The sequence below is a fragment of the Mycolicibacterium sp. XJ2546 genome (genome assembly GCF_053483195.1).
Genome location: NZ_JBEFRW010000008.1, coordinates 219,294 through 245,792, shown reverse-complemented (window position 1 = coordinate 245,792; position 26,499 = coordinate 219,294). Strand labels below are relative to the sequence as shown.

28 protein-coding genes are annotated in these 26,499 nt (G+C 67.6%); 16 read left to right on the top strand and 12 right to left on the bottom strand.

All coding sequences use genetic code 11. The features are described 5' to 3' along the window. The 4 genes from ABQE44_RS15915 to ABQE44_RS15900 all read right to left on the bottom strand — a co-directional run. The coding region (locus tag ABQE44_RS15915) for a DUF222 domain-containing protein (protein WP_448430767.1) at positions 1-930 on the bottom strand (930 nt) is incomplete at its 3' end. A 51-nt stretch (positions 931-981) separates the two neighbouring features. After that, positions 982-2,886, bottom strand: coding sequence for an acetoacetate--CoA ligase (locus ABQE44_RS15910; RefSeq protein ID WP_448430765.1), 1,905 nt, complete (start codon positions 2,884-2,886; stop codon positions 982-984). Further along, on the bottom strand, positions 2,883-3,629 hold the full coding sequence (locus ABQE44_RS15905; protein ID WP_448430763.1) for a 3-hydroxybutyrate dehydrogenase: 747 nt from the start codon (positions 3,627-3,629) through the stop codon (positions 2,883-2,885). Before ABQE44_RS15905 ends, ABQE44_RS15910 begins: the two co-directional genes overlap by 4 nt. Continuing rightward, positions 3,626-5,002, bottom strand: coding sequence for an MFS transporter (locus ABQE44_RS15900; RefSeq protein ID WP_448430761.1), 1,377 nt, complete (start codon positions 5,000-5,002; stop codon positions 3,626-3,628). The genes ABQE44_RS15905 and ABQE44_RS15900 overlap by 4 nt, the downstream gene beginning before the upstream one ends. A gap of 111 nt (positions 5,003-5,113) precedes the next feature. On the opposite strand from ABQE44_RS15900, the gene ABQE44_RS15895 reads away from it, so the two are divergent. From ABQE44_RS15895 to ABQE44_RS15885, 3 genes are read left to right on the top strand one after another with little or no spacing between them, the layout of a single operon-like run. Next, positions 5,114-6,025, top strand: coding sequence for a LysR family transcriptional regulator (locus ABQE44_RS15895; protein ID WP_448430759.1), 912 nt, complete (start codon positions 5,114-5,116; stop codon positions 6,023-6,025). A 48-nt stretch (positions 6,026-6,073) separates the two neighbouring features. Continuing rightward, the gene (locus ABQE44_RS15890) at positions 6,074-6,847 is read left to right on the top strand and encodes an alpha/beta fold hydrolase (RefSeq protein WP_448391986.1); all 774 of its coding nucleotides are present in this window, start codon (positions 6,074-6,076) and stop codon (positions 6,845-6,847) included. Between the two features lie 4 nt (positions 6,848-6,851). Further along, entirely contained in the window at positions 6,852-7,103 is a 252-nt protein-coding gene (locus ABQE44_RS15885; RefSeq protein WP_448391985.1) for a fibronectin-binding protein, read from the top strand. Here ABQE44_RS15885 and hsaB read toward each other — a convergent pair. Genes hsaB through hsaA form a run of 4 tightly spaced genes read right to left on the bottom strand, consistent with a single transcriptional unit; the run spans position 7,100 to position 10,648 of the window. After that, on the bottom strand, positions 7,100-7,666 hold the full coding sequence (gene hsaB, locus ABQE44_RS15880; protein WP_448391984.1) for a 3-hydroxy-9,10-secoandrosta-1,3,5(10)-triene-9,17-dione monooxygenase reductase subunit: 567 nt from the start codon (positions 7,664-7,666) through the stop codon (positions 7,100-7,102). The two genes, ABQE44_RS15885 and hsaB, sit on opposite strands and share 4 nt — an antisense overlap. After that, positions 7,666-8,568, bottom strand: coding sequence for an iron-dependent extradiol dioxygenase HsaC (hsaC, locus tag ABQE44_RS15875; RefSeq protein ID WP_448391983.1), 903 nt, complete (start codon positions 8,566-8,568; stop codon positions 7,666-7,668). Before hsaC ends, hsaB begins: the two co-directional genes overlap by 1 nt. Then, positions 8,565-9,464: a 4,5:9,10-diseco-3-hydroxy-5,9,17-trioxoandrosta-1(10),2-diene-4-oate hydrolase gene (gene hsaD, locus ABQE44_RS15870; protein ID WP_448391982.1), complete on the bottom strand. Its 900-nt coding sequence runs from the start codon at positions 9,462-9,464 to the stop codon at positions 8,565-8,567. The genes hsaC and hsaD overlap by 4 nt, the downstream gene beginning before the upstream one ends. After that, on the bottom strand, positions 9,464-10,648 hold the full coding sequence (gene hsaA / locus ABQE44_RS15865) for a 3-hydroxy-9,10-secoandrosta-1,3,5(10)-triene-9,17-dione monooxygenase oxygenase subunit (protein WP_448391981.1): 1,185 nt from the start codon (positions 10,646-10,648) through the stop codon (positions 9,464-9,466). The genes hsaD and hsaA overlap by 1 nt, the downstream gene beginning before the upstream one ends. A 192-nt stretch (positions 10,649-10,840) precedes the next feature. Between hsaA and ABQE44_RS15860 the strand changes: the two genes are divergently transcribed. Next, the gene (locus tag ABQE44_RS15860) at positions 10,841-11,899 is read left to right on the top strand and encodes a 2Fe-2S iron-sulfur cluster-binding protein (protein ID WP_448430757.1); all 1,059 of its coding nucleotides are present in this window, start codon (positions 10,841-10,843) and stop codon (positions 11,897-11,899) included. A 34-nt stretch (positions 11,900-11,933) separates the two neighbouring features. Beyond that, on the top strand, positions 11,934-12,482 hold the full coding sequence (locus tag ABQE44_RS15855; protein ID WP_448430784.1) for a hypothetical protein: 549 nt from the start codon (positions 11,934-11,936) through the stop codon (positions 12,480-12,482). Here the strand turns inward: ABQE44_RS15855 and ABQE44_RS15850 are convergent. Beyond that, positions 12,475-13,104, bottom strand: coding sequence for a TetR/AcrR family transcriptional regulator (locus ABQE44_RS15850; protein ID WP_448391978.1), 630 nt, complete (start codon positions 13,102-13,104; stop codon positions 12,475-12,477). The two genes, ABQE44_RS15855 and ABQE44_RS15850, sit on opposite strands and share 8 nt — an antisense overlap. 42 nt (positions 13,105-13,146) lie before the next feature. Here ABQE44_RS15850 and ABQE44_RS15845 point away from each other — a divergent pair, with 42 nt between their 5' ends. From ABQE44_RS15845 to ABQE44_RS15835, 3 genes are read left to right on the top strand one after another with little or no spacing between them, the layout of a single operon-like run. Further along, on the top strand, positions 13,147-13,863 hold the full coding sequence (locus ABQE44_RS15845; RefSeq protein ID WP_448430755.1) for an OsmC family protein: 717 nt from the start codon (positions 13,147-13,149) through the stop codon (positions 13,861-13,863). Between the two features lie 5 nt (positions 13,864-13,868). Then, positions 13,869-15,239, top strand: a complete 1,371-nt coding sequence (locus ABQE44_RS15840; RefSeq protein WP_448430753.1) for a hypothetical protein — start codon at positions 13,869-13,871, stop codon at positions 15,237-15,239. A 46-nt stretch (positions 15,240-15,285) separates the two neighbouring features. Beyond that, positions 15,286-15,621: a hypothetical protein gene (locus ABQE44_RS15835; protein ID WP_448391975.1), complete on the top strand. Its 336-nt coding sequence runs from the start codon at positions 15,286-15,288 to the stop codon at positions 15,619-15,621. 7 nt (positions 15,622-15,628) lie between these two features. Here ABQE44_RS15835 and ABQE44_RS15830 read toward each other — a convergent pair whose 3' ends face one another. Continuing rightward, positions 15,629-17,749, bottom strand: a complete 2,121-nt coding sequence (locus ABQE44_RS15830) for an acyl-CoA dehydrogenase family protein (protein ID WP_448430751.1) — start codon at positions 17,747-17,749, stop codon at positions 15,629-15,631. A gap of 196 nt (positions 17,750-17,945) precedes the next feature. On the opposite strand from ABQE44_RS15830, the gene kstR reads away from it, so the two are divergent. Genes kstR through ABQE44_RS15815 form a run of 3 tightly spaced genes read left to right on the top strand, consistent with a single transcriptional unit; the run spans position 17,946 to position 20,384 of the window. After that, positions 17,946-18,626: a cholesterol catabolism transcriptional regulator KstR gene (gene kstR / locus ABQE44_RS15825; protein ID WP_448391973.1), complete on the top strand. Its 681-nt coding sequence runs from the start codon at positions 17,946-17,948 to the stop codon at positions 18,624-18,626. A 2-nt stretch (positions 18,627-18,628) separates the two neighbouring features. Beyond that, positions 18,629-19,396 (top strand): trehalose-phosphatase, encoded by a 768-nt coding sequence (gene otsB, locus ABQE44_RS15820; protein WP_448430749.1) that lies wholly within the window; start codon positions 18,629-18,631, stop codon positions 19,394-19,396. Between the two features lie 49 nt (positions 19,397-19,445). After that, positions 19,446-20,384 (top strand): aminoglycoside phosphotransferase family protein, encoded by a 939-nt coding sequence (locus ABQE44_RS15815; RefSeq protein WP_448391971.1) that lies wholly within the window; start codon positions 19,446-19,448, stop codon positions 20,382-20,384. Here the strand turns inward: ABQE44_RS15815 and ABQE44_RS15810 are convergent. Continuing rightward, the gene (locus tag ABQE44_RS15810) at positions 20,381-21,481 is read right to left on the bottom strand and encodes an Rv3575c family transcriptional regulator (protein ID WP_448430747.1); all 1,101 of its coding nucleotides are present in this window, start codon (positions 21,479-21,481) and stop codon (positions 20,381-20,383) included. The two genes, ABQE44_RS15815 and ABQE44_RS15810, sit on opposite strands and share 4 nt — an antisense overlap. 102 nt (positions 21,482-21,583) lie before the next feature. Between ABQE44_RS15810 and ABQE44_RS15805 the strand changes: the two genes are divergently transcribed. From ABQE44_RS15805 to ABQE44_RS15795, 3 genes are read left to right on the top strand one after another with little or no spacing between them, the layout of a single operon-like run. Beyond that, positions 21,584-22,483, top strand: a complete 900-nt coding sequence (locus ABQE44_RS15805; RefSeq protein WP_448391969.1) for a metal ABC transporter solute-binding protein, Zn/Mn family — start codon at positions 21,584-21,586, stop codon at positions 22,481-22,483. Between the two features lie 3 nt (positions 22,484-22,486). Continuing rightward, entirely contained in the window at positions 22,487-23,299 is an 813-nt protein-coding gene (locus ABQE44_RS15800) for a metal ABC transporter ATP-binding protein (RefSeq protein ID WP_448430745.1), read from the top strand. After that, positions 23,292-24,158, top strand: coding sequence for a metal ABC transporter permease (locus tag ABQE44_RS15795; RefSeq protein WP_448430743.1), 867 nt, complete (start codon positions 23,292-23,294; stop codon positions 24,156-24,158). Before ABQE44_RS15800 ends, ABQE44_RS15795 begins: the two co-directional genes overlap by 8 nt. On the opposite strand, the gene ABQE44_RS15790 is transcribed toward ABQE44_RS15795, so the two are convergent. Further along, a complete protein-coding gene (locus ABQE44_RS15790) occupies positions 24,155-24,976 on the bottom strand; it encodes a sulfurtransferase (protein ID WP_448391966.1) in 822 nt (273 codons plus the stop codon). The genes ABQE44_RS15795 and ABQE44_RS15790 overlap by 4 nt on opposite strands. A gap of 30 nt (positions 24,977-25,006) precedes the next feature. Between ABQE44_RS15790 and bluB the strand changes: the two genes are divergently transcribed. After that, positions 25,007-25,678 carry a 5,6-dimethylbenzimidazole synthase gene (gene bluB / locus ABQE44_RS15785; protein ID WP_448392053.1) on the top strand — a complete coding sequence of 224 codons (672 nt, stop codon included), beginning with the start codon at positions 25,007-25,009 and terminating at the stop codon, positions 25,676-25,678. Then, entirely contained in the window at positions 25,671-26,444 is a 774-nt protein-coding gene (locus ABQE44_RS15780) for a LamB/YcsF family protein (protein ID WP_448391965.1), read from the top strand. The genes bluB and ABQE44_RS15780 overlap by 8 nt, the downstream gene beginning before the upstream one ends. Positions 26,445-26,499 lie beyond the last annotated feature (55 nt).

Sequence of the window (26,499 nt, the reverse complement as noted above, 5' to 3'; positions counted from 1 at the left end):
GCTGGGCCGATACCCCGGATCCGGCGCGGCGTCGGTGGGTACCTGCAGCGGTGTGACCGTCGCGCTCTGGGCCAGCTCACGCACCGACTCGGCCGGCAACACCCCAAAACCGGGCAGATAACCCGGGGTGTCGGCGCTGCCGTCGAGGGTGCCTTGTTCCGCCAGCACATGGATCACCGCCGCCGTTGCAGCGTGTCGTGATGCTTGTGCCGGACAATCTGGGGATCCGCATTGGCACGCCAGCACCGCTTCACCGCGGACCGCCGGTGCGCAGGCATCGGCGCGACGCTGGCGTTTGGTGCGCGGATCGTTCTCACAGACCGTGTCAGCCAAAGCATCCAGCCGCTGATCGACCGCGGCGGCATCGGCAGAATGCAGGGTGCCCCACAAGATCGCCATACCCGCGGTATCGCCAGGATGAATCTCCACGCAGCGATCCTCATCGACTTTCGGCGGCACCCGCACCGCGGCCCGATCGAATTTGGCCACCCACATATCCAGCCGATCACGCAGCTTGGGCGTGGACAGCTTCATCCACTTGTGCACCCGGCGCGCCAACGCCTCATCAAGCTCACCGATCACCTCGTCCTCGACGTTTTCGGTACGGTTGACGATCGTGTTGACCATCCGAAAGTCGATCACCCCGCTGATGAACACCTTGGCGATCCGCGGCAGCCGGTCACGCAACGTCCTGGCCAGCCCGACCTGATACACCGCGCGGGCATGGCTGATGTTCTGGATCGGCGAGATCTCCGCAGCCACCGCGGCAACTACATCGGTGAAGTAGAACTTGGCTTCCTGATACTCGCGCTCACGGCGAGCGAACAACTCACCGACCGCGGCCAGGCGCCGACCCATCGCCGCCGACTCCTCACGGGTCTCCTCACCCATGAAGTCGACCAGCTCCACATCCGACACCGACTCGAACATACATTCGACACTAGACGGCCCCACCGACACTTCAGAGCCGACAAGAAAAGATCAGCGTTTGAGGTTGGCGTACCAGTCCAGCAACGCCGGATCGTCCACGGCGCTGCGTTCGACCACCTTCGCCGAGTCGGCCCCCTGGAACAGCTTCTTGATCGGCACCTCGAGCTTCTTGCCCGTGCGGGTATGCGGCACCCCTGGCGCGACGATGATCTCGTCGGGCACATGCCGCGGTGAGACCTCGGTGCGGATGGTGCTCTTGATGCGGTCGCCCAGTTCGTCGGTGAGCTCGGCGTCGCCGGCGAGCACCACGAACAGCGGCATCCAGTAGCCACCGTCGGGCTGTTCGGCGCCGATGACCAACGCCTCGGCGATCTCCGGAATCCGTTCGACGGCCTGGTAGATGTCGGCGCTGCCCATCCTGATGCCGTGCCGGTTCAGCGTGGAGTCCGACCGACCGTGCACGACGATGCTCCCGCGCTCGGTGATCGTGATCCAGTCACCGTGCCGCCACACGCCGGGGTACGTCTCGAAATATGCACTGTGGTAACGCGATCCGTCGTCGTCGTTCCAGAACCTGATCGGCATGGACGGCATGGGTTTGGTGATCACCAGTTCGCCCACCTCATCGCGCACCGGGTTTCCCGACTCATCCCACGCGTCCAGCGCACACCCGAGGTAAGGTGCGGACAATTCCCCCGGCCAGACCGGCACGGTGGGCACACCGCCGATAAACGCCGACACCACATCGGTGCCACCGCTGATCGACGAGACCTGCACGTGCTCACCGACGTTGTCGCGCAACCACAGTGACGTCGACGGCGGCAGTGAGGAACCCGTGATGCCGACCGTGCGCAGCGCCGAAAGATCGTGGTCGTTCCGGGGCACCGCGCCGGCCTTGGCGCAGCCCAGCACGTAGCCGGGGCTGGTCCCCAGGACGGTGGCCTGCACACGTGCGGCGATATCCCACAGCGCGTCCGGGCGCGGCGAGCTGGGACTGCCCGCGTAGCAGACGATGGTGGACCCGACCAGCAATCCTGCGACCTGGAAGTTCCACATCATCCAGCTCGGGCTGGTGTACCAGAAGAACGTGTCGTCCGGTCCGATATCACATTGCAGCGCAGTGGCTTTCAGGTGTTCGAGAAGCACACCGCCGTGTCCGTGCACGATGCCCTTGGGCAGCCCGGTGGTGCCCGAGGAGAACAGGATCCACAGCGGATGGTCGAAGTCCACGGCGGTGGTGGTCAGCTTGTCCAGGTCGGTCGAGCTGTTCAGCTCCCTTGCCATCACGGTGGCCCGCAGCGCGGGCAGGCCGGCCTGCATGGCCGCGATGTCGGCACTCTTGTCGTGGAACTTCCCGCCGTAGTGGTATCCGTCGGCGGTCACCAACACGGTGGGCTCGAGTTGACCGAGGCGGTCCAACGCCGCCTTGGCCGAGTAATCCTGCCCGCATGCACTCCATACCGCACCGATGCTCGCGGTCGCCAGAAACGCGATGATCGCTTCAGGGATGTTCGGCAGATATCCGACCACCCGGTCGCCGGCTCCGACGCCCAGCTCCCGCAGCCGATGCGCGAAAGCAGCTGTCCGGCTGAGAAGTTCAGCCCACGATACTTCCTCGGTCGAACCGTCCTCGGCCACGCGCAGGATGGCCGGTCGGTCGGTGCGCGCGTTGCGTATCACCTGGTCGACGTAGTTCAGCTTGGCGCCGGGAAACCACTGCGCACCCGGCATCGTCTCGGCGGCCAACACCGTGTCCGGTCGGTCGCCGAGTTCAAAGTAGTCCCACAGCGCCGCCCAGAACGCGGAAGGTTCGTCGACCGACCACTGCCACAGCGACTGGTAGTCCTCGAAAGGTGTGCCGACTCGCTGCTGCACGAATCGGGCGAAGTCGGTGATCCGGGCCGTCGCGATGTCGTCGGCGGTCGGTGTCCACTGCGCGGCCACGGTCTCGGTCATCGGGCGCTCCAGCCGCCGTCGATCGAGTACGACGCCCCCGTCACCATCCCCGCATCCGGTGAAACGAGCCAACCCACGAGGGAGCCAACCTCTTCCGGTTCGACCAGCCGCTTGATCGCGCTCTCCTTCAGCAGAATTTGTTCCACCACCTTATCCTCGGGGACGCCGTGGCGGCGCGACTGGTCGGCGATCTGCTTGGTGACCAGCGGAGTACGCACGTATCCGGGGTCGATGCAGTTGCTGGTGACGTTGTGCGGACCGCCCTCCAGCGCAGTTACCTTCGAAAGACCTTCCAGCCCGTGCTTGGCCGTGACGTAGCCGCTCTTGTACTCGGAGGCGCGCAGCCCGTGCACCGACGAGATGTTGATGATCCGCCCGAACTTCTGGCCGTACATGTGCGGAAGCGCGGCGCGGATCAGCAGGAACGGCGCCTCGACCATGAGCGCCAGGATGAACCGGAAACGTTCGGGCGGGAAGTCTTCGATTGGGCTGACGTGCTGCACGCCGGCGTTGTTGACCAGGATGTCGGCCTGCAACTGCAGATCCTCCAGCGCGCTGACATCCGAAAGGTCGACGACCCAAGGCTTTCCACCGATTTCGCCCGCAACGGTTTCAGCACCGTCGGCGTTGAGGTCTGCGACGGTGACCTGTGCGCCGCGCGCGGCCAGCGCGCGGGCACATGCGGCGCCGATTCCGCTCGCAGCGCCGGTGACCAGTGCGGTCCGGCCGTCCAGATCGGTCATTGCTGATCCGCCTTCGCCAGCGCGTCGCGGTCGGCCTGATCGAGGGCCTCCAGGTCGATTCCGTTGGTTTCGCGGGTGAGGAGGGCGGCCACCAAGGTGATCGCCGCCGCGCCCGCGAGATACAGCGCAATCGGAACCGCCGAGTTGAACCTGTCCAGCAGCCAGGTCGCGATGGCCGGCGCCAACGAGCCGGCCACGATCGAGGTGACCTGATATCCAAGGGAGACGCCGGAATACCGCATACGGGTCGGGAACATCTCGGCCATCAGCGCCGGCTGCGGCGCATACATCAGGGCGTGGATCACCAGGCCCGTGATGATGGCGCCCATGATGAGCAGGTAGTTGGCGCTGTTCATCATGGGGAACGCGAAGAAACCCCAGCTGGCCGCGGCGATCGTGCCGACGATATACACCGGCCGGCGCCCGAAGCGGTCAGCCAACCGTCCCACCTGCGGGATGACCACGAAGTGGACCGCGTGCGCGACCAACAGCCACCACAGGATGTCGCTCGTGTCCGCCTCGACGTGGGTCTTGAGGTAGACGATCGAGAACGTGACGACGAGGTAGTACATGATGTTCTCGGCGAAGCGCAGTCCCATCGCGGTGAAAACCCCACGCGGGTAACGCTTCAACACCTCGACCACACCGTAGGACGCTGCTTTGGCCCGCTCGACCTCCTGTTGAGCGGCCACGAAGATCGGTGCGTCGGAGACCTTGGTGCGGATGTAGTAGCCGATGAGCACCACGACCGCCGACAGCCAGAAGGCGATCCGCCAGCCCCAGGACAGGAAGGACGCCTCGGAGAGCACCTGCGTCAGGATCAGCAGCACGACGGTGGCCAGCATGTTGCCGACGGGCACCGCAGCCTGCGGCCAGCTGGACCAGAACGCGCGCTTGTCGTTCGGGCTGTGCTCGGCGACCAACAGCACCGCGCCGCCCCATTCGCCGCCGACCGCGAAGCCCTGAAGGAACCGCAGGATCACCAGAAGGATTGGCGCCCATACCCCGATCTGCGCGTAGGTCGGCAGGCAACCCATGAGGAAGGTGGCGGCGCCGACGAGCAGGATCGCGAACTGGAGAAGTTTCTTGCGGCCGTATTTGTCACCGAAGTGTCCGAACACCACGCCGCCGAGCGGCCGCGCGACGAACCCGACGGCGTAGGTCAGCAGCGCGGCGATCAGCCCGGCGGCCTCGCTGGTGCCCTCGGCGAAGAACACCTTGTTGAAGACCAGCGTGGCCGCGGTGGCGTATAGAAAGAACTCGTACCACTCGACGACCGTGCCGGCCATCGAGGCGACCACCACCCGCTTCAGGCCGGTCGGTACCGCACCGGAACCAGCGGGCTGCGGCTTCGGCTCTTCCGCGATGCTCATCCGGCGCTCCTCTGCTTGTGACCGTGGGCACAGACCCGCTGTGAGTATTCATGCAGGTTCGTTCCCCCGCAATAGCCAAACATGCAGCGCCGATCTGCAAAAATGCACACCATGACGGCGTCGAGTGGTCGTCCGAGCGCCGACGACTTGCTGGTGTTGCTGGCTGTCGGCCGCTCCGGCCGCTACACCACCGCAGCCGAGGAACTCGGGCTCAACCACACGACCATTTCTCGGCGCATCGCCGCACTCGAGCAGTCGATCGGCGGGCGGGTGCTGACCCGCGGCGCGGGTGGCTGGGAACTGACCGACCTCGGCCGCGAGGCGTTGTCGGCTGCCGAAGCGGTCGAATCCGCCGTGCGCTCGCTGAGCGTCGACAGCGGCGGCGAGCGCACCCTGGAGGGCGTCGTGCGGATCTCGGCCACCGATGGCTTCTCGGCCTACATCGCCGCGCCGGCCGCTGCCCACGTCCAGCGCGAGCACCCACGGGTCGCCGTCGAGATCGTGGCCACCACCCGGCCGGCCACCCAGCAGCGTTCGGGCCTGGACGTCGAGATAGTGGTTGGCGAGCCGAAGGTGCACCGGGCCAAGGCGATTCAACTGGGTGACTACCGCCTCGGCCTGTACGGGGCGCGCGAATACCTGCGTGCGTACGGCATACCGATGAGCATCGCGGACCTGTCCCGTTTTCCGCTGATCTACTTCATCGACGCCATGCTGCAGGTGGACGACCTCGACGTGGCGACCAGCTTCGCCCCGACGATGCGCGAATCTGTGACCTCCACCAATGTTTTCGTACACGTCGAGGCGACGCGAGCCTCCGCCGGCCTGGGTCTGCTGCCCTGCTTCATGGCCGACCGCCATGATGATCTGGTGCGAGTCCTGCCGCGCGCCGTCGCGGTCCAGTTGACCTACTGGCTCGTCGCGCGCGCCGAGACGTTACGCAGACCCGAGGTCGCCGCCGTCGTCGACGCCATCCGCGCCCAGATGACCGACCAGCGCGACGTTCTTCTCGGCCGAGGTTGACCACCGCAGGGGCTTGCGCTTCACCGCGAGACTTGCTGCAGTCAGTCCATGCCGTTCATCGACCATCCGAAGGGCCGGGCCTACTACCGCCACTGGCCCGCCGCCGAGCCTCGTGCCGTCGTGGCTTTTCTGCACGGATTCGGTGAGCACACCGGGCTCTATCACCGTTACGGTTTCGCGCTGAACGCGGCGGGCATCGACTTGTGGGCGGTGGACCAGTTCGGCCACGGCCTCAGCCCGGGCCCGCGCGGCGACTTCGGCTCGATCAAAGACAGCTCCGCGCTGGCCGACGCGCTGACCGAGCTGGCCGAGAAGCACCAGCCCGGGTTGCCGTTGATCGCGCAGGGCCACTCGTTCGGATCGGTCGTCATGTTGTTCCGCCTGCTGAACCAGCCCGACCGGTTTCGGGCCGGCGTCATCTCCGGTGCGCCGCTGGTGCCGATGCCCGACCTGCTCGACAGCGACACTTCTGTCGAGCTCGATCCAGGCTGGCTGTCCTCAGACCCCTTCTATCTCGACTCGTTGGAGAACGACCCGCTGGTGTTCGTCGACGCCGACGGTGCGACCCTGACCCGGGAGCTCGACTGGGCGTGGGACCGGTTCGGTTCCGATCTGCCGAAGCTCGCGGTGCCGACGCTGGCGGTGCACGGCGTCAACGATCCGATCGCGCCGATCGGGCCAGTGCGCGCCTACGCCGAACAGATCGAGGCGCTGCGGATCGCGGAGTTCGCGGGAGCCCGCCACGACGTCCTCAACGACACCATGCACGCCGAGGTGGCCGCGACGGTCATCGACTTCATCGGCGAACAGGCGTTACAGTGAGCCGGTGTTCACCAAAGCGCTGATCACCGCGGCGGCGGTGGCCGTCACGGCAGCGCTCTCGTCGGCTCCGGCCGGCGCACAGCCGGGCCCGCCACCGTGCGAGTTCGCCCTGAGTTTCATCTGTAACGTGATCCCGATCGCGCCGAACCTCGACCACGACGTCGACCTCACCGAACAGCTGCCGCCGGCGGACCCGCACGCGCCACCGCCCGAGTCGCTGCCGGTCGCGGACCCCTGTGCCGCGGGGTGTATTTAGAGCCAGGTGTCGTCGGTGGTGGCGGTGAGAAACGCCTCCAGGTCGTCGCGCCACTGCGCCGGCGTCGTCTTGTCGGGCTCGATACCGGTGTACTGGCCTCGGTAGAACAGCAGCGGCCGCGGTTTTCGCTGCGGGGCATCAGACAGCGAGTGCACCGCGCCGATCACCACATAATGGTCACCGCCGTCGTGCACCGTGTGCACCGTGCAGTCGATGTGTGCCAGTGTTTCCTTGATCACAGGTGACCCGAGTTCGGAGCGGTACCAATCGATCTTGGCGAACTTGTCGGGCTCCTTGGAGCCGAACGTCGCCGAGACGTCCTTTTGATTCTCATGCAGCACGTTCACGCAGAAGTTGCCGCTGGCCTCGATCGCCTGCCACGACCGCGACATCTTGGTCGGGCAGAACAACACCAGTGGCGGGTCCAGCGACAACGCCGCAAAAGACTGGCAGGCAAAGCCGACCGGCACCTCTTCGTGCATGGTGGTGATCACGGTGATACCGGTACAGAATTGGCCGAGCACACTGCGAAAGGTGCGCGGGTCCAACGTTTCTGCGGACACTAGCTCTTGAAACCGACGCTGAAGTCGTGACCCCACAGGCTGACCGCGGTGCTCTCCCTCGCGACCCAGCCCTCGTCGTCGACTTGCAGGCCCTCGCAACCGAATTCGACGTCGAAGCCGCCGGGGGTCTTCATGTAGAACGACAGCATCTTGTCGTTGACGTGCCGACCCAACGTCGCCGACATCGGCACCTTACGTCGCAGTGCCCGGTCCAGACACAGGCCCACGTCGTCGCTGCTCTCCACCTCGACCATCAGATGCACGATGCCGCTTGGTGTTTCGCCGGGCATGAAGGCGAGGCTGTGATGGCGCGGGTTGACGCCGAAGAAGCGCAGCCAGGCCGGTGGCCCGTCGGCGGGCCGACCGACCAGTTGCGGCGGCAACCGCATCGAGTCGCGCAGCGAGAACCCGAGCACGTCGCGGTAGAAGTGCAGTGACTCGGCGTCGTCGCGGGTGGTCAGCACCACGTGCCCGAGCCCCTGCTCCTCGGTGACGAACCTATGACCGTAGGGGCTGACCACGCGGCGGTGTTCGAGCGCTGCTCCGTGGAACACCTCGAGCGTGTTGCCCGACGGGTCGTCGAAGATGATCATCTCGTCGACGCGGCGGTCGGCCAGTTGGGCGGCGGTAGCTTCCTTGTATGGGGTGCCTTCCACGTCGAGGCGGTTGCGGATCTCCTGCAGCGCTGCGGCATTCGCGGTTTCCCAGCCCGAGACCTGCAGCCGGTCGTGTTCGCCCGGCACGATGACCAGGCGCGCCGGGAAGTCGTCCATCCGCAGGTAGAGGGCGCCGTCAGTCGTGCCCTTACCCTCGACCATGCCGAGCACCTTGAGCCCGTACTCACGCCAAGCCGCGACATCGGTGGCCTCGATCCGCAGATAGCCCAGTGACCGGATACTCACGACCCGCCTCCTAGAAAATCCACCGTCAGCTTGTTGAACTCGTCGAACTTCTCCAGCTGGGCCCAGTGTCCGCACTGCCCGAAGACGTGCAACTGCACCCGGGGAATCTGCTTGAGGGCTACCAACGCGCCGTCGAGTGGGTTGACGCGGTCCTCACGACCCCAGATCAGAAGTACCCGCTGGCGTAGCTTGTACACCTCGCGCCACATCATGCCGAGCTCGAAGTCCGCACCTGCAAACGATTTACCCATCGCTTTGGCGGCGGCCAGCGACTCGGGCTGGCTGGCGATCGCGAAGCGTTCGTCAATCAACTCCTGCGTGATGAGGCTCTGGTCGTAGACCATGATGCGCAGGAATTTCTCCAGGTTCTCACGCGTGGGCTCGGCAGTGAACTTCCCGAGCAGCTTGACGCCCTCGGTGGGGTCGGGTGAGAACAGGTTCACGCTCAGCCCACCGGGTCCCATCAACACGAGCCGGCCCGCGCGCTTGGGGTTGTCGAGCGCAAACCGCACCGCGGTACCGCCGCCGAGCGAATTACCCACCAGTGCAGCACGTTCGATGTCGAGATGGTCGAACAGATCCAGCAGCGCAGTGGCGCTGTAGCGGTTGTACTGCTCGTGTTCGGTGTGCTTGTCGGAGTGACCGTAGCCGGGCTGATCGACGGCGATCACGTGGAAGTGCTGGGCGAGCACGGCGATGTTCTTGCCGAAGTTCGACCAGCTCGACGCGCCGGGTCCGCCACCGTGCAACAGCACAACGGTCTCACCGTTGCCGACCCCGGCCTCGTGATAGTGCAGCCGCATCGCGGGACCCTTGCCGCGCACGTCGGCGAAGCGCGACGTCGACTCGAAGGTGATCTCTTGCTGTTGGGCAGCTTCGGCGGCGAAGGAGGTCATCAGACCATCGTGTCCTGCGGCGGCAGGCCGAACTCGTTGTTTCCGAAAATCAGATACGCCCGTTCCGGATCGTTGGCGGCGTGCACACGTCCGGCGTGTGCGTCACGCCAGAACCGTTGCACCGGAGCGTCGTTGTTCAGTGCGGTGGCGCCGGAGGCCTCGAAGAGGCGGTCGATCGAGGCGATGGCGCGACCGGTCGCACGCACCTGATCGCGTCGGGCCCTGGCGCGCAGTTCGAACGGGATCTCTTGGCCGGCCTGCAGCAGCGCGTACTCGTCGCCGACGTTGCCGATCAGCTGACGCCACGCGGCGTCGATATCGCTGGCCGCTTCGGCGATGCGGACCTTGGCGAACGGATCGTCCTTGGCCTTCTCACCCGCGAACGCGGCGCGCACCCGCTTGCCCTGGTGCTCGACGTGGGCGTCGTATGCGCCGTAGGCCATCCCCACGATGGGCGCCGAGATGGTCGTCGGATGCACTGTGCCCCAAGGCATCTTGTACACCGGTGCGGTGTTGTTCTGCAGACCGCCTGCGGTGTGGTCGTTCATCGCCTTGTACGAGAGGAAGCGGTGCGTCGGCACGAACACGTCCTTGACCACCAGCGTGTTGCTTCCCGTTCCACGAAGTCCCACCACGTGCCAGACGTCGTCGATGTCGTATTCGGTGCGCGGAATCAAAAAGCTGCCGAAGTCCACCGGGCGGCCGTCCTTGATCACCGGCCCGCCGACGAACGTCCACGTCGCGTGATCACAACCCGACGACCAGTTCCACGAGCCGTTGACGAGGTAGCCGCCGTCGACCACCTGGCCTGCACCCATCGGCGCGTACGACGACGAGACCCGCACGGTGGGGTCTTCACCCCAGACTTCTTCCTGGGCTTTCTGATCGAACAGCGCGAGGTGCCAGTTGTGCACACCGACGATCGATGCCACCCACCCGGTGGATCCGCACGCGCTGGCCAGCCGGCGGACCGCTTCGTAGAAGAGTGTGGGGTCGCACTGCAACCCGCCCCACTGTTCGGGCTGCAGCAGCTTGAAAAAGCCGACCTCGTCGAGTTCGGCGACGGTCTCGTCGGGCAGGCGACGCAGATCTTCGGTGGCCTGCGCGCGCTTGGCGATCAACGGCAGCAGATCGTCGATACCGGCTAGGACCGACTGCACATCACGCTGTTCAATGGACGTCACTGGTTTGCCTCCCGAGAGCTAAGGACCTGCCGATGAGCGCTTGTGCAAGAGCAGACCGTTAGACAGAGATTAGAACACGTTACGATTCATGTCGAGTACAGCGCACCAGCAGCAGCTAGACCTGCACACATGCATTTCTGTAACCTGTTCTAATTATGGGCAGTTGTTGGTCCCAGGAAAGGGTAGACGGCCGTGACCGATGAGCCGCTCGGCAGCCACGTGCTCGAGCTCGAAGTGGCCGAGGTGGTCGAGGAGACCCCCGACGCGCGGTCGCTGGTATTTCGCGTCCCCGACGGCGCCGAGATTCCCGCCGAACGGCTGCGCTATGCACCCGGTCAGTTTCTGACGCTGCGGGTGCCCAGCGAGCGCACCGGCTCGGTGGCGCGCTGCTACTCGCTGTGCAGCTCACCGTTCACCGGCGATCCGATGACGGTCACCGTCAAACGCACCGACAGCGGCTACGCGTCCAACTGGCTCTGCGACCACGCCCACCCGGGCATGAAGATCCACGTGCTCGCCCCGTCGGGCACGTTCGTTCCCAAGACGCTCGACGCCGACTTTCTGCTGCTCGCCGCGGGCAGCGGGATCACGCCGATGCTGTCTATCTGCAAGTCGGCGCTGGCCGAAGGCAGCGGCAAGGTGGTGTTGGTCTACGCCAACCAGGACGAGGACTCGGTGATCTTCGGCGCGGCGCTGCGCGAGTTGGCCGCCAAGTACCCCGACCGGCTCACGGTTGTGCACTGGTTGGTCAGCGTGCAGGGGCTGCCGAGCGCCGCGGCGCTGGCGGGCATCATCGCGCCCTACGTCGGACGCGACGCCTACATCTGCGGGCCCGCACCGTTCATGGCCGCTGCCGAGGAGGCGCTGCAGAACGCGGGCGCCGATACCAGTCGGATCCACATCGAGGTGTTCAAGTCGCTGGAATCCGACCCGTTCGCGGCGGTGGTGATCGAGGACGACGACAGCGACGAGGGCCCGGCCACCGCGATCGTCACGCTCGACGGCCAGACCCACCAGGTTGCCTGGCCGCGCAACGCCAAACTGCTCGACGTGTTGCTGGACAAGGGGCTGGACGCGCCGTTCTCCTGTCGCGAAGGTCATTGCGGGGCGTGCGCGGTGCTCAAGAAGGACGGCGCGGTCGAGATGGAGGTCAACGACGTGCTCGAGCAGTCCGACCTCGACGAGGGTCTGATCCTCGGCTGCCAGGCCAAACCACGGTCGGATTCGGTCGAAGTCACCTACGACGAGTAGCCGGCGGGCTAGCATTCGCCGCACCGAAGGGAGAATTGTGAAGTGCTTGGGCGGCTTACTCGGAGCGATCCCGGCAACAGCGTTGGCGCTCGCGCTGGTCTCCCCGACCACGACGGCGACGGCAGCGGTCGACACTGCCACCGCATCCATACCCGTCGACGCGGCCACATCGCTGGAGATTGAAGCCAGCGCCAATTGCATTGCGGCCGAAGGTACATGTTTCTTCGACACCCGCGCCCAGCTACGGGCGCCCGAAGGCATTCGCGGTTTCCCCGGCGACCTGTGGGCGCGGCAGACCACCACGTTGCGCACGATGGACCGCTCCGTCTACGTGGATGCCAAATCCGACGCGCCCAACACCCGGATGTTCAAGTCGCTGACCGACATGGAGTTCACCACCATCTACTTCGGCGGTGGACCACCGGAAAAGTTCCGTCTGCACGGACAGACCTGGCCGGTCGACGCGCGCACGGGCACACCGCGCACCGACGTGCCGTTGATCGTGTGCGCGCACATCCAGGTGGTCTACGCGGGCGTGAACCTCACCTCCCCGGACGCCTGCGCGCAGGCCGCCTTCAGCTGACCTCGCCTCCAGAAACCAGGCGGTTTCGAACGGCGGTCCGAGCCCGCTCGAAGGCGGTCGCGTCGCCATGAAGGATGAACGCCGTATTGGCTGCGACGAGCACCGCGTTGAGCTCGAAACTCAGTTGAGCCGGGTCGACATCCGCGGCAAGCTCGCCGAGGTCGACCGCCTTGCGGGCGAGCCGCACCAGTAGTTCGATCCAATCACGTTGCTGGGCAGCGACCGCATCGCGCACCGTGCCGGGCCGGGTGCCGAACTCGGCCGCCGCAGCGGCGAAGAAGCATCCGCCAGGAAACACCCGGCGTTCGATATGCGAGAGAAACGCCTCACATGCGGCGAGCAATCGCTTGACTCCTGCCGGCGCTTCGAGGGCCGGAAGCAGCACCTCGGCGATGAACGTTTCCCGCGCGGATTCGATGGTCGCCAGCTGCAGGTCCACCTTCGAGCCGAAGTGCGCGTACAGGCCGCTCTTGCTCATGCCGATCGCGTCCGCGAGCCCACCGATCGAAAGGCCCTCCAGCCCCTCGACCGTGGCCAGGCGCGCCGCCTCGGCCAGGATCGCCGCGCGCGTCCGCTGCCCCTTCGGCCCCAGAACATTGTTCTTCTGCACGCCCTTGAGCATAAAAGAACGACCGTGCTACCCTCGTCAAAATAAAGCACGCTCGTGCTTTTCCCGGTAAAGGCGCTGGTCGACGAGTGGCCACACCGGGACAGCATCGTCGAGGGAGACGAGCAGATGACAACGCAAATCCGAAACTCGATCGTCGGCGAGCGGCAGAAGCCACTGCGGCGGCGCTATGCGGATAGCCCAATCGAGGCGCTCACCCACAAAGCGGCACGAACCTCGGCCGCACGCATCCCGCCGAGCGACCCATTTCACGGCGAGGTCGAAATCGGGACGGGCTACGGCGTATCGCTGCGCTTCGGGCTCGACCGCCACGTGGGAGGGCTGCACGACGCGCCCAACCCGGGCGACCTCCTGTGCGCAGCACTCGCAGCGTGCGCGGACGGATCGATCCGGATGGTCGCCGACCTACTCGGGGTCAGGCTCACCGCCCTCGAGGTGGAGGTCGGTGGCGAACTCGACGTTCGAGGATGTCTCAATATCGACCGCAGCGTCCGGGTCGGGTTCGAGTCGCTCACGTGCACAGTACATCTGGCGGCGGATGAGAAAACCGATCAGAAGCGGCTCGACGCCCTGGTTGCCGCCGCCGAGCGTGTTTGCGTCAACCTCGACACCCTCCGCGGTGGGCTCAAGGTCAAGATCACCGCCGAAAAATCCGTGCAGTCCGCGGGCGCCGTGGTCAAAACGCACCATGGCGCGGACGCAGAGTTGGTCAGTCCGGTCGACGCGGCCTCGCGGGCGGGGGTCATACCGTGACCGCCATGGCCTACGACACCAGGACGCACTATATCGCCAGCGGCGCAACGGGAGCAGCGATCGTCGGGGTCGGCGTGCTGTTGTGCTCGGCGCCGGCAGCGGCCGAGATGGGGCCGACGTCCACCACGTCGTCGGCCCCGTTGTCACCGGCGGAAGACCTGTGGCCATGGTGGCTGACCGACCCGCTGGTCGGGCCGGCCGGAGCCGTTCCCACCGCCCTGCCCGCGGCGCCTCGGCAGGTCCGGCCGCTCATCGGGCCGGGCGGGTGGTTGATCGGCGACGGCCTCGATGCGCTGGTTCTCGACCCGGCATGCACGGCCGATTGTCGCGGCGGCAACGGCGGCCTGCTGTGGGGCGACGGCGGCGACGGCGCCCTCGGCGGTGACGGCGGCAACGCGGGTTTCCTCTTCGGCAACGGCGGGGACGGCGGCGACGGTGAGCTCGTTCTGCTGGGCGGCGGCGGGATAGCCGAAGCCGCCCTCGACGGCGGAAACGGCGGCGCTGGCGGTCTTTTCGGCGATGGCGGTGACGGCGGGAACGGCAGAGCCGCCAGCTACAACGCCGCCGGCCTACTCATCAACTCAGCCGGTGACGGCGGCAATGGCGGTGACGCCGGCCTGATCGGCACCGGCGGCAACGGCGGCGCCGGTGGCGCCGGCGACCAAGACCTGCCCGTCGCGATCGACTCTGATGCCCTCGGCGCCGACGGCGGAGACGGTGGCCGAGGCGGCTTGCTCGACGGTGCCGGCGGCTTCGGCGGTGCCGGCGGCTTGGCAGTTTCGCAGGAGGGCAACGCCATCGGCGGTGACGGCGGCGACGGCGGCGACGGGTTGGTCGCGCGTCAAGGCGGCGCCGGCGGAAACGCGGTGACATACGGCGACGGAGATGCCAGCGGCGGCACGGGCGGACGCGGTGGCAACGGCTTCCTAGACGGCGACGGCGGCACAGGAGGCGACGGCGGCAACACGGGCGCCATCGGCGGCGGAGGAGCCACCGGCGGCACAGGCGGGAGCGGTGGTAACGGAGGTGTGCTCGGCGGCACCGGCGGCACGGGCGGCGACGGCGGCGAGGCGGCCGCTCAGCGCGGAAATGTCACCGGCGGTGACGGCGGGATCGGCGGCGGCGGTGGCGCCTTCGGAGGTACGGGTGGCGGCGGCGGTCACGGCGGCGACGCGAGAACATTCTTCGGGGCCGTAGCCACCGGCGGCGACGGCGGCGACGGGGGCCCCGGCGGCACGTTCGGCGGGGACGGCGGAAACGGCGGAACCGGCGGCAGCGCGTCCGGCAACGCCACCACCAACAACGGTGCGGGTGGCGCGGGCGGCCAGGGCGGCAACGGTGGTTCTGACGGCGCCGGCGGAATCGGCGGGCCGTAGCCACGCAGCCGTCGTACTAACGACTTCAACCGAAAGATCGCAGATCATGAACAACCCATTCGCGATCGGCTCGGCCGTCGCTGCCCTGCTGGTTACCGGCTTCGTTGTGGCGCCGGCGCCGGCTCCCGCAGAACCCAAGCAGGACGACGACGTCACAGAGACGCGAGTCTTCTCGGGCTTCATACTTCGATCCCTGTGCCAAGAGGGTGTGGCGAGCGGCAGCGCCGGATTCTCATGCACGCTGCCGGACGGCTCGGTGTGGACGTGCGTCGCGCATGGTCCACATGGCCTCGACGAATACCTGTGTCAGCGGGAGGGAGCCGCAGGCCCGAGCGGACCGGTCGCTCAGTTCCCGAATGTTCCGCCGGTGCAAGCCCGTTGAACCCCGCTTAGCGCGGTAGCCCCAGCAGCCGCTCGCCGGCCAGCGTGAGCAGGATCTGCTCGGTGCCGCCGGCGATGGTCAAACACCGCGTGTTCAAGAAGTCATGCACGGTGTCGTTCTCGACGACGCCGCCACCCGGTGACAGCTCCATCCGGAACTCCGACAGCGCCTGGCGGTAGCGCACACCGATCAGCTTGCGGGCGCTGGCCTGCGGACCCTGGTCCTGGCCGCTGACCGCGAGCTCGGCGATCTTCTGATCCAGCAGCGCGCCGACCTGCGCGGCCACGATCAACGCCCCGAGCCGGTCCTGTTCGGCGGCATCGAAATCCAGCGTCGCCACCGTCTTGAGCAGTTCCTCCATCGGGTTGTCCAACGCCGTACCTGCCGCCATCGCGACCCGTTCGTTGGCCAGCGTCGTGCGGGCCAGGCGCCAACCGTCGTTGACCTGCCCGACGACCATCTCGTCGGGGACGAAGACCTCGTCGAAGAACACCTCGTTGAACAGTTCGTCGCCGGTGATCTCGCGCAGGGGCCGGATGACGATGCCCGGCGAGGTCATATCGACGAGAAAGTAGGTGATGCCCTTGTGTTTTGGCGCATCCGGATCGGTTCTTGCCAAACAGACACCCCAGTGTGCCTTCTGCGCGGCCGAGGTCCACACCTTCTGGCCGGTGAGTTTGAAGCCGCCGTCGACGCGTTCGGCTTTCGTGCGCAGCGCCGCCAGGTCCGAACCCGCGCCGGGCTCGCTGAAGAGCTGGCACCAGATGAGGTCGCCGCGCAGCGTGGGCGGCAGGAACCGTTCGATCTGCTCCGGGCTGCCGTGCTCGAGAATCGTTGGTGCGGCCCACCATCCGATCACCAGATCCGGGCGTACGACGTCGGCGGCCGCCAGTTCCTGATCGATCAGCAACTGCTCGGCGGGCCCGGCGTCGCGGCCGTACGGACGCGGCCAGTGCGGCGCCTGCAGGCCCGCTGCGGCCAACGCGGCCTGACGCTTGTCGACCGGCAGCGCCGCGATTTCGGCCACCGCGGAGGCGATTTCGGGTCGCAGGTGGGCGACGGAGTCGAGGTCGATGTGCAGTTCGCGACGCACTCCCTGCTGGGTGAGCGCCGAAATGCGCCGTAGCCAACGCTGCGCGCCGCCGAGGAAATGCGTGATGCCGTAGGCGCGGCGCAGGTACAGGTGCGCGTCGTGCTCCCAGGTGATGCCGATGCCGCCGAGCACCTGGATGCAGTCCTTGGCGTTGGCCTTTGCCGCGTCGATGCCTGCCGCCGCGGCCACCGCGGCCGCGATCGACAGTTGCTGTTCGTCGGCTTCGGATGCGGCGGCTCGCGCGGCGTCCCTGGCCGCCACCGACGCCTGCTCGGAACGCAGCAGCATCTCGGCGCACATGTGCTTGACGGCCTGGAAGCTGCCGATCGGCTTGCCGAACTGCTCACGCACCTTGGCGTACTCGGTCGCGGTCCGCAGCGCCCAGCGGGCCAACCCGGCGGCCTCGGCGGCCAGCACCGTCGCGGCCAGGTCGGCGACGCGCTGGCGCGACGCGCCCAGCGTCTCGGCCGGCGCCGAATCCAGCACCACCCGTGCCAGCGGCCGGGAGAAATCGGTGGCCTTCAGGGCCTCGATCGACACCCCCTGCGCGGTGGCGTCGACCACGACGAACGCGTCCCCGGCCGGCAGCACCAGCACCGCGGACGCGTCGGCGCCGAGCACGTACTCCGCGGTCCCCGACACCCGGCCGTCGTCGAGGTGCAGGTCAGCCGACAACGCGACCCCGGCCACCCGCTCACCGGACGCCAGCGCCTGCAGCAGATCCGAGCGCTCGATGACCAGGGTGGCCAACGCCGTGGTGGCAACCGGCCCGGGCGCCAGCGCGGCGGCCGCCTCGTCGATCATCGCGCACAAGTCCTCGGCCGTTCCGTCGGCGCCGCCGTGTTCCTCCGGCAACGCCACGCCGAATATGCCTAGCTGGGCCAACTTGTCGTACACCGGCCGCCAGGCGTCGGCGTTACCGTGCTCGACGTCGCGTGCGGCCTCGATCGCTCCCGAGCTCGCGGCCCAGCTCTGAACCAGTTCACGCGCGGCAAGCTGCTCGTCAGCAACGGTCTGATTGGACGACACCGACACCGAGACTCCTAGCGTTTGGGCGAGAAGGCGGTGCTCCTCACTAGAACGTGTTCTAATAGTGCCAGCGTTCGACCGTCAAGTCGACCGCCATTACAGCAGCACACGTCGGTGCCGTCGGTGCGCTGAGGTGAGAAAATGGGGATCTGCATGCGTATCGTTTTCCGCGAGCACGCAAGATGAAGGAGTCAACTGCCGCATGTCCGGCCCGCCGTCGCCCGCACGTCCCAACCCTGAGCCAGGGTCGGGTTCGCGGCCGCGGCAGGTGCTGAACGTGGCAGTGCTCGCCGAGTCCGAACTCGGCTCAGAAGCCCAGCGGGAGCGCCGCAAGCGCATCCTCGACGCCACGCTGGCGATCGCCTCCAAAGGCGGCTACGAGGCGGTTCAGATGCGCGCGGTCGCCGAACGCGCCGACGTCGCGGTCGGCACGCTCTACCGCTACTTCCCGTCGAAGGTGCATCTGCTGGTCTCGGCGCTGGGCCGCGAGTTCGAACGCATCGACGCCAAAACCGACCGTTCGACGCTGACCGGCGGAACGCCGTATCAGCGGCTGAACATCATGGTGGGCAAGCTCAACCGCGCGATGCAGCGCAACCCGCTGCTTACCGAGGCGATGACGCGCGCGTTCGTGTTCGCAGACGCATCGGCGGCCGGTGAGGTTGATCACGTCGGGAAGCTGATGGATTCGATGTTCGCCCGCGCCATGAGCGACGGTGAACCGACCGAAGACCAGTACCACATCGCGCGGGTCATCTCGGATGTGTGGCTGTCGAACCTGCTGGCGTGGCTGACGCGGCGCGCCTCGGCGACCGACGTGGCCAAGCGCCTGGACCTTGCGGTGCGACTGCTCATCGGCGACGGCGAGCACCCTAAGATCTAGGCGTGCTTTTAGCCGACCTGCAGCGTGCGCTGACCGCGGCCGCCGCCGTGCCGCGACTGCTGGTCGCGTCCGATTTCGACGGCACCATGGCCCCCATCGTCGCCAACCCGCCCGATGCCCGCCCGCTGGCCGACGCCGCCGATGCCCTTGACCGCCTCGCGGCACTGCCCGACACCGCGGCGGCGTTGATCTCCGGGCGCGCCTTGGAGGTGCTGCGCGGCCTGTCGGGGTATGCGCAGGCGTCGTCGGTGCACCTGGTCGGCAGCCACGGCGCCGAGTTCACGTCCGGGTTCACCCATGACATCGACCACGCGTTGCTGAATCGCATCACCGCGGAACTGAACGCGATCGCAGCCGACAAACCCGGCGTGACAGTCGAAACCAAGCCGGCCAGCGTCGCGCTGCACGTGCGCAACGCGTCGACGGCTGACGGGGAGGCGGCGCTGCATGCGGCGCGCGCGGCGTCCGGGTCGTGGGATGCGCAGGCCACCGAGGGTAAGGCGGTGCTCGAGTTCGCGGTGATCCAGACCGATAAGGGGCTGGCGCTCGACATCCTGCGTGAGCAGGAAAACGCCTCGGCCGTGGTGTATTTCGGTGACGACGTCACCGACGAGAAGGTGTTTCGCCGGTTGGGTGACTCCGACGTCGGGGTGAAGGTGGGCCCGGGCGAGTCGCTGGCGAACTACCGCGTCGACTCACCCGACGACGTCGCCGCCGCGCTGCAGTTTCTCCTTGCCGAAAGGGACAAACGGGCGGAAAAGTGCGAGTAAAACTCACCATTGCGTCGACCTCGGCGCCAAAGTCGGCGCGCTAGGCGTCGTGCTCACCCCCGATCAGATCGCCGCCCGTACCGCGCGGGCGGTGTCGGCCGCGGCGGCGGCGGGCGCCGACTTGGGACTGCAGGTCGACGATGCCCGGATCCTCTACCAGGCGTTCTCGGTCGTCGTGCACCTGGCGCCGTCGCCTGTGGTGGTGCGGGTACCGACCGTGCTGCCGCCGTCGTACGCGAAATTTCCGCAAGCCCAGACCGCCCAGCAGCGCGCCGAACTCGCGGTGGCCGGCTGGCTAGCCGAACGCGGCCATCCGGTGGTACCGCCGAGCCCGCTGGTTCCGACCAAACCCGTTCGTCGCGACGGGTTTTCGATGACGTTCTGGCAGTTCGTCGAACAGCTGCCGGACGTCGAACCCGAAATGGCTACGCGCATCAAAGAAACCGCTAGGCTGCACGCCGCGCTGCGCGACTACGACGGTGATCTCGGGTTCTGGACACCCTTCGGCAAGTACATTCCCGACGGGCTGGCCGCCCTGCAACACCGCGACGATCTGCTCCCTGAATCGGATCTTGTTCGCGCACAACGGGAGTGGGCGCTGATCGGCCCGATGCTCACCTCCCGCGCCATGTTCGCCGCGGCGTTCCCGGGCGTCAACCTGCAGGCGATTCACGGGGATGCGCCCTACCACAACATGATCACCACGGCCGACGGTGAATTGTGGTCGGACTTCGAACTGGTCACGGTGGGCGCGGTCGAATCCGATCTGGCGCTGGTCGGGCCGGACGGCGTCGCGACGTACGACGCGGCAGCCGTCGCGCTCGGGTTGCGTCCGCTCGACCAGGGGGTGCTGCGGGTCACCGAGGCGGCGGCCCGGCTGGGCATCGTCGCCGCGCTCGCGATGGCGCCCGAACTGCCGATGCTCGTCGAAGCCGTCGCACCGATGATCGACGTGTGGCGCGACACCCCCGAGTTGCGCGCGCTCTAGGCGGGCGGACCGCTGGTGCGGCCCCGCACCACCTCGGTGTCGAGCACGTCGACGACCGGCAGCCCGGATCGCGGCGGATGGTGCAGTAGCCGACCGGCGCGACGGCCCTTTTCGATGCTGGGCTGCACGATGGTGGTCAGGCCGCGCCGCAGGGCCTCGGGCACCCCGTCGAAGCCGGTCACCGTCATCTGGCCCGGCACGTAGATGCCCTTGGCCCGCAGGTAGTCCATCGCCGATAGCGCCAGCACATCGGCGGTGCACATCAGCGCGGTCACCCGCGGGTTGGTCGCCAGCGCAACCTCGGCGGCCGCGCCGCCCGACGTCGGCAGGTGCTCATAGCTTTCGACCACCGTCAGCGACGCGGGGTCCAGCCCGGCGGCCGTCATCGCGTCGTAGACACCCTGGATTCGCTCGCGCTGCACGTGAAAGTGCGGCATGCCCAACCGCTGCGGATCGGCCACCGTCGGCTGCGACGGTCGGTGCGGCCAGTCGCGGTCCAACCGCATGGTCAACAAAGCAATCTCGGTATGGCCAAGGCCCACAACATACTCGGCGAGATGGCGCATGGCGCCGCGGTCGTCGATGCCGATCCGCGACAGACCCGGCACATCCTTGGGCTGATCCACGACCACCACCGGCAGGTGCCGTTGCTGCACGACGGGCAGGTACGGATCGTCATCGGAGGCCGAATACACCACGAAGCCGTCGACGCCCGCCGCCAGCACCGCGGCCGACCCCTCGCTGACGGTGCGGTTCGGCCCGATCGCCACCAGCAGCAACCCCTGACCGGCCTCTTCACACGATTCCGCGAGCCCGGCGACGAAGTCCAGGGCCGCCGGATCGCTAAACGAGTAGTTGAGCGGTTCGGTGATCATCAGACCGACGGCGCCGGCCCTGCGGGTGCGCAGCGAGCGCGCCACCGGGTCAGGGCCCGGGTAGCCCAACCGCTTCGCGGTCGCGAGCACGCGTTCCCGCAGGTCAGCCGACAGCTGGTCGGGGCGGTTGTAGGCGTTGGAGACCGTGGTGCGCGAGACCTTGAGCTCGGCGGCCAGCGAGGCCAGGGTCGCACGCCGCCTGGGCGCGGGACTCCTTGACATGCTCTGCCACGTTAGCCGATCGACTTGCGCGTTCCCGGCTACCGTGGGTTAAGGTTTTTGGAAACGGTTTTCATTGTTATCTGGATGTCTTAGGAGTTGCGCATGCGTGCAGCGGTGGCCGCCGTCGCGGCCGTGGCGATGACGGTCTGGCTGGCCGGGTGCACCCAACCGCCTGCAGAAGACGACGGCAACGTCACCGTCGTCGCCTCCACCGACGTGTGGGGCAGCGTCGCCGACGCCGTCGCCGGCGAACACGCGACCGTCACCTCCATCGTCACCGGCACCGTCGCCGACCCGCACTCGTTCCAGACCACCCCCGCCGACGCCGCCGCGATCACCGACGCGTCGCTGGTGGTCTACAACGGCGGCCATTACGACCACTGGGTGGACGAGGTGCTGGCCGACAACCCCGACGTGGCGACCGTCGACGCGTACTCGCTACGCGCCGACCCGCGGCCGTCGGCCAACGAACACGTCTTCTACGACCCCGCCACGGCGCGGGTCGTCGCCGCCCGCATCGCCGACCGGCTCGCCGAGAGCGACCCTGACAACGCCGACGCCTACCGCGCCAACGCCGCCGCATTCGGCGCAGGTGCCGACGCGATCCTGGCAAGTGAGCGGGCCATCGGACAGGCCCATCCCGATGCGTCGGTGGTGGCGACCGAACCCGTCGCGCACTACCTGCTCGCCAATGCGGGCATCACCGACAAGACCCCCGAGGGATTTACCAACGCGATCGAAGAAGACGCCGACCCCGCGCCGGCCGACCTGGCCACCATGCTCGACCTGATCACCAACCGCGAAGTGGCTGCGCTGCTGTTCAACCCGCAGACCGAAACCCCGGTCACCAAACAGCTGCACCAGGCCGCCACCCGCGCCTCGGTACCGGTCGTCACGGTCACCGAAACCCTTCCCGAGGACACCGACTACCTGACCTGGCAGCGGGAGACCGTCGAGCAGTTGGCCAGCCAGTTGGATAAGTCGGCCCTGTCGGGCCGATAATCTGTGGCCGTGGACGTCGTCGCCGAGCTGACCGACGCGCGCCTGGCGTTCGGCGACCGCGTGCTGTGGGATCAGCTCGACCTGGTGGTGCGCGCCGGTGAATTCCTCGCGATCCTCGGCCCCAACGGCACGGGGAAGACGTCGCTGCTCAAGGTGTTGCTCGGCCAGCTGCCGCTGACCGCGGGCACCGTGACGGTCTGCGGCAGTGCGGTCGAAAAGGGCAGCCGGAGAATCGGTTACGTGCCTCAGCACCGATCCGTCGACCAGGGTTTGGCACTGCGCGGGCAAGATCTCGTCGGGCTCGGATACGACGGGCACCGGTGGGGCATCACCACGTTGCGGAGCCGGGCCAGCAAACGCGGCGCAGTCGAGCGGGCTCTCGCACAGGTCAACGGGCAGGCGCTGGCGCCGGTGCCGGTCGGGGTGATGTCGGGCGGCGAGTTGCAGCGGCTGCGAATTGCCCAGGCGCTGACCACCGGCCCGGCCCTGCTGCTGTGCGATGAGCCGTTACTCAACCTCGACCCCGCCAACGCCCGGCTGGTGTCGAGGCTGATCGACGCCAGACGACGCGAGGCCGGCACCGCGGTGCTGTTCGTCACCCACGAGGTCAACCCCGTTGTGCCGTATGTGGACAAGGTGCTCTACCTGGTCGACGGCAGGTTCCGGATCGGCACCGTCGAAGAGGTGATGACCTCGGCCACGCTGTCGGAGTTGTACCGCGCCGACATCGAAGTGGTGAAGGTCGGCAGCCGCTACGTCGTCGTCGGCGAGCACATCGACCACTCCGCCCATGCGAGCGGACACGTGCATGACTGACCGGCTGACCGATCTGCTGCACAACCTGCTGTCGTTCGAAATCACCGCGGACCTGTTGCACCGCGACTTCGTTCAGCAGGCCCTGCTGGCCGCCGCACTGCTGGCGCTGGTGTCGGGGCTGATCGGTCCGTTCATCGTGATGCGGCAGATGTCGTTCGCGGTACACGGGTCCAGCGAATTATCGCTCACCGGAGCGGCTTTCGCGTTGCTGGCGGGCTTCAACGTCGGGATCGGCGCACTGGTCGGCTGCGCGTTGGCCGCTGTGCTGTTCGGCTTTCTGGGTCAGCGTGCGCGCGAACGGGACTCGGCGATCGGCGTGGTGCTGGCCTTCGGCCTCGGACTTGCGGTGCTGTTCATCCACTTGTACCCGGGACGCACGGGCACGAGTTTCGCGTTGTTGACCGGCCAGATCGTCGGTGTGGGTTACTCGGGGCTGGCGTTGTTGGCGATGGTATCGGTGGCGGTGGTCGCGGTGCTGGTGGTGTCCTACCGGCCGCTGCTGTTCGCGACCGTCGACCCCGAGGTGGCAGCTGGGCGCGGTGTTCCGGTGCGGGCGTTGGGCATTGTGTTCGCTGCGCTGGTGGGTGTCACCGCTGCACAGGGTGTGCAGATCGTCGGCGCGCTGCTGGTGATGTCGCTGCTGATCACCCCGGCGGCCGCGGCGGCGCGGGTGTTCGTCTCCCCCGGCGCCACCATCGCGGCGTCGGTGGTCTTCGCCGAGATCTCCGCGGTCGGCGGCATCGTGCTGTCGTTGGCGCCCGGTGTGCCGGTGTCGGTTTTCGTCACGATTATCTCGTTCGCGATCTTCCTGGTGTGCTGGGCGCTGGGCCGTCGTACCCGCGCGTCCTCGCCCGGCTAGCCGCGCTCGACCGGACGCGTTGGATCACAACACCATTGCGACCACGATCCCGGGTACAACGCGATGTCTCGGCCTGCTGCGGTTAGTGCCGCGACGACGACCGCCGCGGTGACGCCTGACCCGCAGTACGCGCCGACCGCGTCGTCGCCGGTCAGCGAGATGAGCTCCGCGTCGGGCAGAAACGTGCCGTCCTCGGCCAGTAGGCTGGTGCTCGGCACGTTGCGCGCACCCGGAATGTGCCCGGCCACAGGGTCGATGGGCTCGATGTCCCCGCGGAACCGTTCGGGGGCACGCGCGTCGAGCAGCGGCACACCCGCGGCCTGCGCCGCGGTCAATGTGCGGCGCGCACCGGCATACAGATCGTCGTGCGCGACGGTGACATCACCCGGTTCCGGTGTGACGACGCCGGTTTCCAGCGCGCCGTCTGCCGCCGTCCACGCCGCCAGCCCGCCGTCGAGGATGCGCACGTCGGCGATGCCTGCCGTGGTCAGCACCCACCACGCCCGCGCGGAACCCGCTCGGTTCCAGTCGTCGTACACCACCACCGGCACCCCCGCCCGCACACCCCAGCGTCGCGCCGCGGCCTCGACGTCGCGACCCGACGGCAACGGATGGCGCCCCCGTCCGGTCACGGTGTGATCGGACAGTTCGTCCTCCAGCGATACGTACACCGCACCGGGGATGTGGCCGCGCACGTATGCGGCGCGGCCATCGGGTTCTGCCAGCTCCCAACGGACATCGAGGATCGTCGGCCGCTCACCCGCCTCGAGGCGCTGCGCGAGCGCGGTGGCGTCGATCAGGACATGCTCACGGGTCACCCGATGATCGTGCCACCTAAGCTGGCCGGGGTGAGCAGCCACGCGTTCAGTCCCGCCGAGCGACGCGCGGTCTACCGGGCGATCGCCGAGCGCCGTGACATGCGGCGCTTCGTGCCGGACAGCACGGTCGACGAGGACGCGCTGGCCCGGTTGTTGCACGCCGCGCACGCCGCGCCCAGCGTCGGGCTGATGCAGCCGTGGCGGTTCATCCGGATCACCGACCGCCGGTTGCGCAGGCAGATCCACGCCCTCGTCGACGAGGAGCGGTTGCGTACCGCACGCGCGTTGGGGCCGCGCGGTGAAGAGTTCCTGGCGCTCAAGGTCGAGGGCATCCTGGAATGCGCCGAGCTTTTCGTGGTGGCGCTGGGTGACGGCCGCGATGCGCACGTTTTCGGTAGGCGCACGCTGCCGCAGATGGATCTGGCGTCGGTGTCGTGCGCGATCCAGAACCTGTGGCTGGCGGCCCGCGCCGAAGGGCTCGGCATGGGGTGGGTGTCGATCTTCGAACCGGCGCGGCTCGCCGAACTGCTCGACATCCCCGAGGGCGCCGATCCGGTCGCGATCCTGTGCCTGGGCCCGGTCCCGGAGTTTCCCGACCGGCCCGCGCTCGAGATAGATGACTGGGCACAAGCGCGGCCGCTGGCCGATTTTGTCTCCGAGAACCGGTGGCGGTCGGCCGCATTAGGCTGGAGACATGGCTGACGCCAATGCCCTGCACATCGACCTGAACGCCGACCTCGGGGAGAGTTTCGGCGTGTGGCAGTTCGGTGACGACACCGCGATGCTCGACATGGTGACCAGCGCCAACGTGGCGTGCGGTTTTCACGCCGGCGATGCGGCGACGCTGGCGCGCACCTGCCGGGCGGCCGTCGAGCGCGGGGTGCGGATCGGCGCGCAGGTCGGCTACCAGGACCTTGCGGGTTTCGGTCGCCGCTTCATCGACGTCGCGCCGGAGGAACTGACCGCCGACGTCATCTACCAGATCGGGGCACTGCAGGCGCTCGCGCAGGCGGCCGGATCAACGGTTCGCTACGTCAAGCCTCACGGCGCGCTGTACAACGCGATCGTCACCAACCGGGAGCAGGCCCGCGCGGTCGCCGAGGCGGTGCACACCGTCGACCGCGAGCTGCCCGTGCTCGGGCTGGCCGGTTCGGCGTTCTTCGCCGAGGCGCACGAGCTGGGTCTGCGCACGGTGTCGGAGGTGTTCGCCGACCGCGCGTACCGCCCTGACGGACAACTTGTTTCGCGGCGCGAACGCAACGCGGTGCTGCACGACATAGACGAGATCGCCGAGCGGGTGGCGTCGATGGTCGCGACCGGGCGGGTAGACGCGGTCGACGGGTCGAAGATCCCGGTCAGCGTGGAATCGGTGTGTATTCATGGTGATTCGCCGGGCGCGGTGGAGATCGCCAACGCGGTTCGCGCGCGATTGCTCAAAGAGGGTGTCGAGCTCAAGCCGTTTTCTTGAGCCCGCAGTCGTGACATGGCACCGCCGGATGGGCGGGACCGCGCCGGACTTCCAC